This window comes from Variovorax sp. P1_H12_2, from assembly GCF_056405335.1.
Genome location: NZ_JBFUCI010000309.1, coordinates 1 through 7,806, shown reverse-complemented (window position 1 = coordinate 7,806; position 7,806 = coordinate 1). Strand labels below are relative to the sequence as shown.

Below are 7,806 nucleotides of genomic sequence, written 5' to 3'. Positions count from 1 at the left end.
GTCCCATGCCCCCGTAGGTTGTCATCGGCACCGGGAAAGCAACGTAGAGCGCCCCCGCGATTGCCGCGCCTGCAACAACCAGCACGCCGATGATGGTGACTGTCTTTTTCATGCTTCTAACCCTATGTAGGAGGGAAGACGGTGTGGAACTCGAGCACGTAGCAATCGAGGGCGATGGGCAGGTCGCATCGAGGGATCCTGTTCCCGCATGAAAGATTTTGGAAGCAGGGCCTCCGAAAGCGCAATCCCGACAGCCACGTATGTCCACGTACGTGGCAAGCCCATCCGAGAGCGCTGCGACACAGGGCCTTCCTCAGCCCCCGGTGCCGCGCGAGCTCTTCATTCGTGCGGCGACCGCTCGCTCCTTCGCGTACTCTTCGCGGCAGGCGTTCGCATAGTCCGCCGGGCCGAGGTAGGCGATCTCCTGGTCGTACCTTGCCAGGTCTTCGGCGAACTGTGGGTTGAACAGGGCTTTCTTGAAGGCGCCATGCAGCACGTCCAGTACGTCGACTGGCAATCCGCGCGGGCCGGCCAGCCCATAGGGCGACATCGCCACGATGTCGAAGCCAAGTTCGCGCAATGTCGGCACCTGCGGCCAGCGCCCGGAGCGCCGCGCCCCCAAGGTCGCGAGCAGACGCAGGCGTCCCGCATCGACCTCCGGCGCGAAACCGGTGGAACTGACCCCCACCATCACCTGGCCCGACGCCACGCCCAGGGTCAGCTCGGCGGTGCCCTTGTATGGCACATGGATGTAGCTCAGCCCGCGCTCGGTGAACAGCGCCTCGAGCACGAGATGCGGCGTGGTGCCGACGCCATTGGTGGCGATGCTCAACTCGCCCGGCCGTGCGCGTGCGAAGTCGAACAGCTGGCCGAGCGAGCGCAGCGGGCTGGCAGCGCGCACCAGCACCCCGAATGTGACGCCCGAAATCTGGATGATGGGCGTGACGTCTCGCACCGGATCCCACAGCACCTTTTGCATGAACGGCGCGCGAAAGACCGGCTGCGGCATCTGCGCAATGGTGTAGCCGTTGGCTTCGGCCTGCTGCAGGATCGGCATCGCCAGCGTGCCGCCGGCGCCGGGGCGGTTCGCCACCACCACGGGCTGGCCGAGCGCCGGCGCGGCGAGTTCGGCCAGGAGCCGCAACGACAGGTCGGTCGCGCCACCCGCCGCCCATGGCACCCACAGCATGATCGGCCGCGAAGGAAAGGCTTCGGCTGCCAGCGCATGCGGCAGAGGTCCCGCAGTCAGCGCCAGCGCGGCCGCACGTCCCAGCCAGCGGCGGCGACCGGTGTTCATGCCGCACCTCCACCGCGCTTCGTCAATCCACCAAAACCGCGCTGCGGGTCGTAGCCCCAGCAGGCCAGCATGAAGAAGACCGCCAGGCAACCGAGCACGATCCACGGGGCCTCGCCGGGATCTTTGCCATACAACGCAAACCGGATCCATTCGACGGCGTGGGTGAACGGGTTGAAGCGGGCCAGCTGATAGACCCATCCGGCGCCCGACTCGCGCAGCTTCCACAGTGGGTAAAGCGCGGTGGACATGAAGTACATCGGAAAGATCACGAAGTTCATCGTGCCGGCAAAGTTCTCCAGCTGCTTGATGTACACCGACAGCAGCAGACCGAGCGCGCCCAGCATCAGCGCCCCGCAGACCAGCGCCAGCAAGGCATGCAGCCCGCCCAGCGAAAGCAGCGGCAGGTCGGTGCCGACCAAGGTCGCGACGATCACGAAGGCAAGGGCCTGCAACACCGACAGCAGGGCCGTCGCGCAGAGCTTGCAAAACAGCAGCCATGCGCGCGGCAAGGGTGCGGTGAGCAGCAGCCGCATCAGACCCATCTCGCGGTCGTAGACCATCGCGAGCGACGACTGCATCCCGTTGAACAGCAGCACCATGCCCACCAGGCCCGGCGCGATGTAGACGTCATAGGGGATGTAGGTGTCGTAGGGCTCGACGATCGCGACGCCGAACACGTTGCGAAAGCCCGCCGCGAACACCGCCAGCCACAACAAGGGGCGCACCAGCGCCGACACCAGCCGGCCGGTCTGCTGCGAGAACTTGAACAGTTCGCGCATGACGATCGCCTGCATGGCCTGCAGCGCATGCGCGACGCCGCGGCGCGGTGCAAGTTCCGCCGCGCCGGCTTCGACGGGGGTCATCGCGTCGTCGTGCATCGCTTCTCCGGGGCGTCCGCGCCCAGTGTATCCAGCACGTTGCTCGGATGCAGCAGGCCATCGACCGGCGCCTGCGAAATCACGCCCTGGCCGTCGGTGAGCAGGACGGTCTGGCGCAACTGCCCATCCCAGGGACGAAAGGTGAGATTCGTGCCCTTGGAACCATCGAGCGGCGTCTTGGCGAGCGCCTGCGCCCAACTGGCGGCGGGCCCTTTCGGTGCCGCGATGGCGGCCGCCACCAGCGCCTTGCCCGCCATCCACGCCGCCCAGTCGCTCGCGGCCATGGGCCGGCCGGCCGCCTTGGCGAAGCGGCGCGACACTTGCGGCGCGCCGTAGCGCTCGAACTGTGCATGCCAGGCCAGCGCCACCAGCCCCGCATCACCCACCACCGGACGAGGCAACACGATCCGGTACGGCAAGCCGCGCGCAAATTCGCCGTCGCTGTCGAGCACCCAGACGGCGTCGTAGGTGCTGCCGGCCGTCAGCAGCAGCGGATTGGCCAGGTCGCGCTCCCGCGGGTCGCCAGAAAGCTTGAAGGGCCGCATCGCGACCACCTGCAAGCCATAGCGCTTGATCGAAGCCTGCGCCGTGGCAGCGCGCAACTGGTCCTGCGCACTCGGACCCACGAGCAGCAGCAATTTGCTCCACTTGCGCGACACGAGCGTTTGCGCCAATGCGTCGGCGCGCATGCGCTCGCTCGGAAGGATGTGGAACAGGCGGGCCCGGCAGTCCTGTTCGCGCAGGCGGTCGGCGGCCTCGCCGATGTTGATCACCGGCAGCTTCACGGCATCGACCACGGCCAGCGTCCAATCCGCGGGAAGATCCGTCACGAGCACGGCGGCGCCGGACTTTTCGGCCGCCTGCGCGGCCGCGCGTGCGGCCTCCGGCGAGCCGGCGGACTGCTTGGCCAGCGTGACGGCCGCATCGACGGCGTCGAGTTCGAACTGGCCTTCGTCCAGCGCGACCTGCAAGCCGTCACTCGCAGGGCCCTCAGGGTGGCCCAGGAAATGGCGCTCAACGCGCGACCGTTCGAGCCGCGCGTCGGGACTGGGCGAGATCAGCGTCGCCTTCAATGGCGTGACGGCACCCGTCGGCTGTCCGCTCGACGCCGGCCCCGCAAGCAGCAGCGACACGCCGACGCAGCAGGCGCACCACTTCATTCGACCACCACCAGGCCGTAAGGCACACGGCCGACGGGGATGCTCTTGATCGGCCTGGCCGCCGCGACATCGACCACGGTGACGTCGTCGCTCAAGCCGTTGACCACATACAGCCGGGCTTCGGCCTTGTCGAGCGTGACGTTCCACGCGCGCTTGCCGACCAGGACGAGATTCGTGACCTTTCGCTGCGGCACGTCGACGAACGCGACGTGGTTGGCCCTTCCCAGCGCCACGAAGGCGCGTTTGCCGTCGCGCGAGATCTGGATGCCCACCGGCGTGATGTCTTCGCTGCGCGCGCCCTTGACTTCGAACTTCAGGCTGCCGACCACATGGCGGGTGGCCGTATCGATGATGCTGACGCTGGCGTCGAGTTCGTTGGTGACCCACAGTTCCTTGCCGTCGGGCGTGAAGGCCATGCGGCGCGGCCGCTTGCCGACTTTCACGTTCTTGACGATGGCACCGCTGGCGACGTCGATCACGTGCACGAGACTGGCGACTTCGGAAGTCACGTACAGCGTCTTGCCGTCTGCGCTGACCTTCACGCCTTCGGGTTCCTTGCCGACCTTGATCGACTTGAGCACTTTGCCGTTCGCCGCATCGATGAAGCTGACCGCGCCTTCGTCCTCGTTGGAGACATAGATGGTCTTGCCGTCCGGCGACAGGTCGAAGGCCTCGGGCTCGTCGCCCAGCGGGATGCGGCGCAGCGACTTGCCCGTCGCCGGGTCGATCACATCGGCGGCGTTCGACTCGCTGCAGGCGAGCATGATCAGGTGATCCGCCGTGAGCTGGATGTGCCGTCCCCGATTGCAGGTCGGGATGGTGCCCTTGACGCTGAGGGTGGCCAGGTCGATCAGCGTGATCGCCTGGTCTTTCTCGCTCGATACATAGGCGGTGCCTTGCGCCACCGCGGCCATGCCGACGCACAAGCCCGACAGGGCCGCAACCGAACGAGCCACACGCTTCAGGACACGGGCAACTTCATTCATATCGATGTCTCTCCTGTGTGATTCAGCTTTGCGTTCAACTCGTGCGCGCGATGAAGCCTGCTTCAAGCGTCGACTCCCCTAGCGCTCGCGTCACCTCGACGGGCGTGCCGTCGGCCAGGAGTTCTCCCTTGTGCAGCACCAGTACCCGGTCGGCGCCTTCGGCCTCCTCCACCCGGTGCGTCGCCCACAGAACGCAGACGCCGCGCTCCTGCACGTTCGCATGCAGGGCAAGCATCAGGTCCTGGCGTGACTTGGGATCCAGGCCGACCGTGGCTTCATCCATCAGCAGCACGGTGGGTCGATGCAGCAACGCGCGCACGAGTTCGACCTTGCGTCGATTGCCGCCGGACAGTTCACGCACCTTGCGATCGAGGTCGGCGTCGATGCCGAGCTGGGCACAGGTCGCCGCGACGCGAGACGCCGCCAGCCGCCGCGGCAGGCCGTGCAGGTCGGCCTGGAAGAGCAGGTTCCGGCGGATGCTGAGATCCAGATCGAGCGACACCTGCTGGAACACGACGCCGATGTGGCGCAACGCCGCCGTCGCGGATCGAGCGAGCGAATGACCGGCCACTTCGACCTCGCCCTCGTCGGCCGCAAACAGCCCGGTGAGCACCTGGAACAGTGTCGACTTGCCTGCGCCATTGGGCCCCAGCAGGGCCACGAACTGCCCTGCCGCCAGCGTCAGCGAAAGGTCCTTCAACGCCGTCCGCGCGCCGTAGCGCTTGGTCAGGCCGGTGGTCCGCAGCATGGCCGTCGATGGGAGCGCCTGTGGCATGAATCCGCTGCGCTGGCCCATTCGTCACCGGTAGCCGCCGCGGACCTTGCCGCGGAACACCCAGTAGACGCCGAAGGTGTAGATCGCGATCACCGGCAGTACCACCACGCCGCCGTAGAACAGGAACCGAAGCGACGCCTCCGGCGCCGCCGCACTGGCCACGGTGACCGCGTACGGCACCATGTAGGGCYAGAACATCACGCCGAGTGCCAGGTACGCCGCCGCGATGAACACCACGGTCAGCGCGTACGCGACGCCATCGCGGCGCGCGCGAGCGCCCGCCACCACGCCGACCAATGAGGCGGTCGCCACCGCGACGAAGGCCCATCCCCAGGGCCGATCCTTGAAATGGCTCTGGGCGATTGCGCCAGTGTCGACCGTCAATGACACGGCGAACGCGAGGCCGAGCACCAGGAAGACGGCTGCCGCAAGCCATGGGATGCGCCGATAGGCCCAGTCGCGCAGATCGCCTTCGCTCTTGAGCACGATCCAGCCCGCGCCCAGCAGCGCGTAGCCGAAGACGAGGCCGATGCCGGTCAGCACCGAGAACGGATGCAGCCATTCGAACGAGGTGCCGGCGTACTGGTCGTTCGCCACCGGAAGGCCGCGCATCAATGCGCCCACGGCGGCGCCCTGCACGAAGGCGACCACCGTCGACCCGAGAAAGAACCCCGCATCCCACAGCCAGCGCGTCTTCACGCTGCGATAGCGGAACTCGAAGGCAACGCCGCGAAAGATGAGGCCGACGAGCAGCAGCAGGACGGGCAGGTAGAACGCGCCCAGGAACACCGCATACACCACCGGGAAGGTCGCGAACAGGCTGGCGCCGATGATCACCAGCCAGGTCTCGTTGCCGTCCCAGAACGGCGCGATGGTGCCCATCATGTTCAGGCGATGGTTCTCCTCGCGCGTGGTGCCGTAGAGGATGCCGACGCCGAGGTCGAAGCCATCCAGGATCACGTAGACCAGGATCGAGATGGCGATGACCGCCGCCCAGAAAAGCGCCATGTCGCTGGGCACGGCCGGGCTCACTGCGTGCCTCCGGATCCGCCAACGGGCGGGGCGTCCGTGCGCGCGCCGACGGCCAGCGGCCGGCTGCCGGTGATGTTGGCCGTGGCTTGCGTCTTGGCACGCGGTCCCTGGCGCAAGAGCTTGTAGATGTAGTAGATGCCGAAGGAAATGAAGAGCCAGTACACCGCCACGTAGATGATCAGCGAGGTCAGCACGTCACCCGTGGTCAGGGAGGGCGTGACCGCGTCCTTGGTCCGCAGGAGCCCGTAGACCACCCAGGGCTGGCGTCCGATCTCGGCGGTGTACCAGCCGGTGAGGATGGCCACGAAGCCGGTCGGGAAGGCCGCCAGGGTGCACCAGAGAAACCAGCGCGACGACTCCAGCTTGCTGCGCCATCGCAGGAAATTGCCGAGCCACGAGACGGCCAGCATGATGAGGCCCATGCCGACCATCAGCCGGAAGGTCCAGAAGGGAATCAGCACCGGCGGCCAATCTTCGCGAGGAAAGGACTCGAGGCCGCGCTCGGGGGCGGTGAGGTTGCCCGACGCGATCAAGCTGCCCAGCTTGGGCACCGTGATGGCGTAGAGATTGCGCTGGTTCGCCTCGTCGGGGATGGCGACCAGGACTTCGCTGGCCGGCTGCTCGTTCTTCCAGCGCGCCTCGATCGCGGCGAACTTGGCGGGCTGGTGCTCGAGCACGTACAGGCCCGTCAGATGCCCGAAGAACAGCTGGACCGGGATCAGGACCGCGGCCAGCCCCAATCCCCAGTGCAGCATCATCCGGCCTTCGTCGAAGTGCACCCGGCGAAGCAGATACCAGGCGCCGGTGGCCGACACGCACATCGCGGTCGTCAGCAAGGCGGCCAGCAGCATGTGCGGCCAGCGCACCATCTGTATCGGTCCCAGGACGATCTGCATCCAGTCGACCGGAATGATCTTGCCGTCCACCACCGCATGGCCCAGCGGCACCTGCATCCAGCTGTTGTTGGCCAGGATCCAGAACGACGAGAACATCGTGCCCAGCGACACCATGCAGCAGGAAAAGAAATAGAAGCGCGGCGACACCCGGTCGCGCCCGAGCAGCATCACGCCGAAGAAGGTCGCCTCGAGCATGAAGGCCGTGAAGCCCTCGTAGCCGAGCAACGGGCCCTGGATCGCGCCGGTCTTCACGGCCAGCACGCCCCAGTTGGTGCCGAACTGGAAGGCCATCACGATGCCCGTGACCACACCCATGCCGAAGGAGACCGCGAAGATCGGCAGCCAGAAGTCGAACACCCTGCGATAGAGCAGGTTGCCCGTCGCCAGCCGCGCGCCCTCGATCGTGGCCAGCCACGCCGCCAGTCCGATCGTGAACGCGGGGAAGATGATGTGGAAACTGATCACGAACCCGAACTGGATTCGCGACAGTATGACCGGATCGAGGTCCATGGCGACGCGGCGGCTACGGCATCAGCTTGTTGACGACGACGCGCTCGAGAGCGTGCCGGGCGTAAGGCGGATAGCGCAYGCCGGGGTCGACGGCGCTGCTGTGGTGGAGCACGCCGCGCGCATTGGTGAAGGCTTCGAAGCCCCAGCGGCCGTGGTACTTGCCCATGCCGGAATTGCCCACGCCGCCGAACGGCAACTCGGGAAAGAGCGGATGGATCGCGCAGTCATTGACTTCGGCGTCGCCGGAGCGCGTGGACGACAGGATCCTGTCC

Annotated in this window: 8 protein-coding genes; all 8 read right to left on the bottom strand. The window is 66.9% G+C overall.

What is annotated here, in order from left to right; all coding sequences use genetic code 11:
• Positions 1-313: 313 nt before the first annotated feature.
• On the bottom strand, positions 314-1,297 hold the full coding sequence (locus AC1D2K_RS24935) for a Bug family tripartite tricarboxylate transporter substrate binding protein (RefSeq protein WP_478091787.1): 984 nt from the start codon (positions 1,295-1,297) through the stop codon (positions 314-316).
• Entirely contained in the window at positions 1,294-2,160 is an 867-nt protein-coding gene (locus AC1D2K_RS24930) for an ABC transporter permease (RefSeq protein ID WP_478091785.1), read from the bottom strand. Before AC1D2K_RS24930 ends, AC1D2K_RS24935 begins: the two co-directional genes overlap by 4 nt.
• Positions 2,157-3,335 (bottom strand): type 1 periplasmic-binding domain-containing protein, encoded by a 1,179-nt coding sequence (locus AC1D2K_RS24925; RefSeq protein ID WP_478091784.1) that lies wholly within the window; start codon positions 3,333-3,335, stop codon positions 2,157-2,159. Before AC1D2K_RS24925 ends, AC1D2K_RS24930 begins: the two co-directional genes overlap by 4 nt.
• Positions 3,332-4,321 (bottom strand): PQQ-dependent catabolism-associated beta-propeller protein, encoded by a 990-nt coding sequence (locus AC1D2K_RS24920; RefSeq protein WP_478091782.1) that lies wholly within the window; start codon positions 4,319-4,321, stop codon positions 3,332-3,334. The genes AC1D2K_RS24925 and AC1D2K_RS24920 overlap by 4 nt, the downstream gene beginning before the upstream one ends.
• Positions 4,322-4,355: 34 nt before the next feature.
• Positions 4,356-5,069, bottom strand: coding sequence for an ABC transporter ATP-binding protein (locus AC1D2K_RS24915; protein ID WP_478091788.1), 714 nt, complete (start codon positions 5,067-5,069; stop codon positions 4,356-4,358).
• 51 nt (positions 5,070-5,120) lie between these two features.
• Entirely contained in the window at positions 5,121-6,128 is a 1,008-nt protein-coding gene (gene cydB / locus AC1D2K_RS24910; protein WP_478091780.1) for a cytochrome d ubiquinol oxidase subunit II, read from the bottom strand.
• Positions 6,125-7,534 (bottom strand): cytochrome ubiquinol oxidase subunit I, encoded by a 1,410-nt coding sequence (locus AC1D2K_RS24905; protein WP_478091779.1) that lies wholly within the window; start codon positions 7,532-7,534, stop codon positions 6,125-6,127. The genes cydB and AC1D2K_RS24905 overlap by 4 nt, the downstream gene beginning before the upstream one ends.
• Before the next feature lie 13 nt (positions 7,535-7,547).
• Positions 7,548-7,806, bottom strand: a 259-nt coding sequence (locus AC1D2K_RS24900; protein WP_478091778.1) for an aldehyde dehydrogenase family protein, incomplete at its 5' end; no start/stop codon positions are given.

Coding starts and splice junctions, on each gene's coding strand:
- AC1D2K_RS24935 (WP_478091787.1), bottom strand. CDS start 1,297: ATGAACACCGGTCGCCGCCGCTGGCTGGGACGTGCGGCCGCGCTGGCG.
- AC1D2K_RS24930 (WP_478091785.1), bottom strand. CDS start 2,160: ATGACCCCCGTCGAAGCCGGCGCGGCGGAACTTGCACCGCGCCGCGGC.
- AC1D2K_RS24925 (WP_478091784.1), bottom strand. CDS start 3,335: ATGAAGTGGTGCGCCTGCTGCGTCGGCGTGTCGCTGCTGCTTGCGGGG.
- AC1D2K_RS24920 (WP_478091782.1), bottom strand. CDS start 4,321: ATGAATGAAGTTGCCCGTGTCCTGAAGCGTGTGGCTCGTTCGGTTGCG.
- AC1D2K_RS24915 (WP_478091788.1), bottom strand. CDS start 5,069: ATGCTGCGGACCACCGGCCTGACCAAGCGCTACGGCGCGCGGACGGCG.
- AC1D2K_RS24905 (WP_478091779.1), bottom strand. CDS start 7,534: ATGGACCTCGATCCGGTCATACTGTCGCGAATCCAGTTCGGGTTCGTG.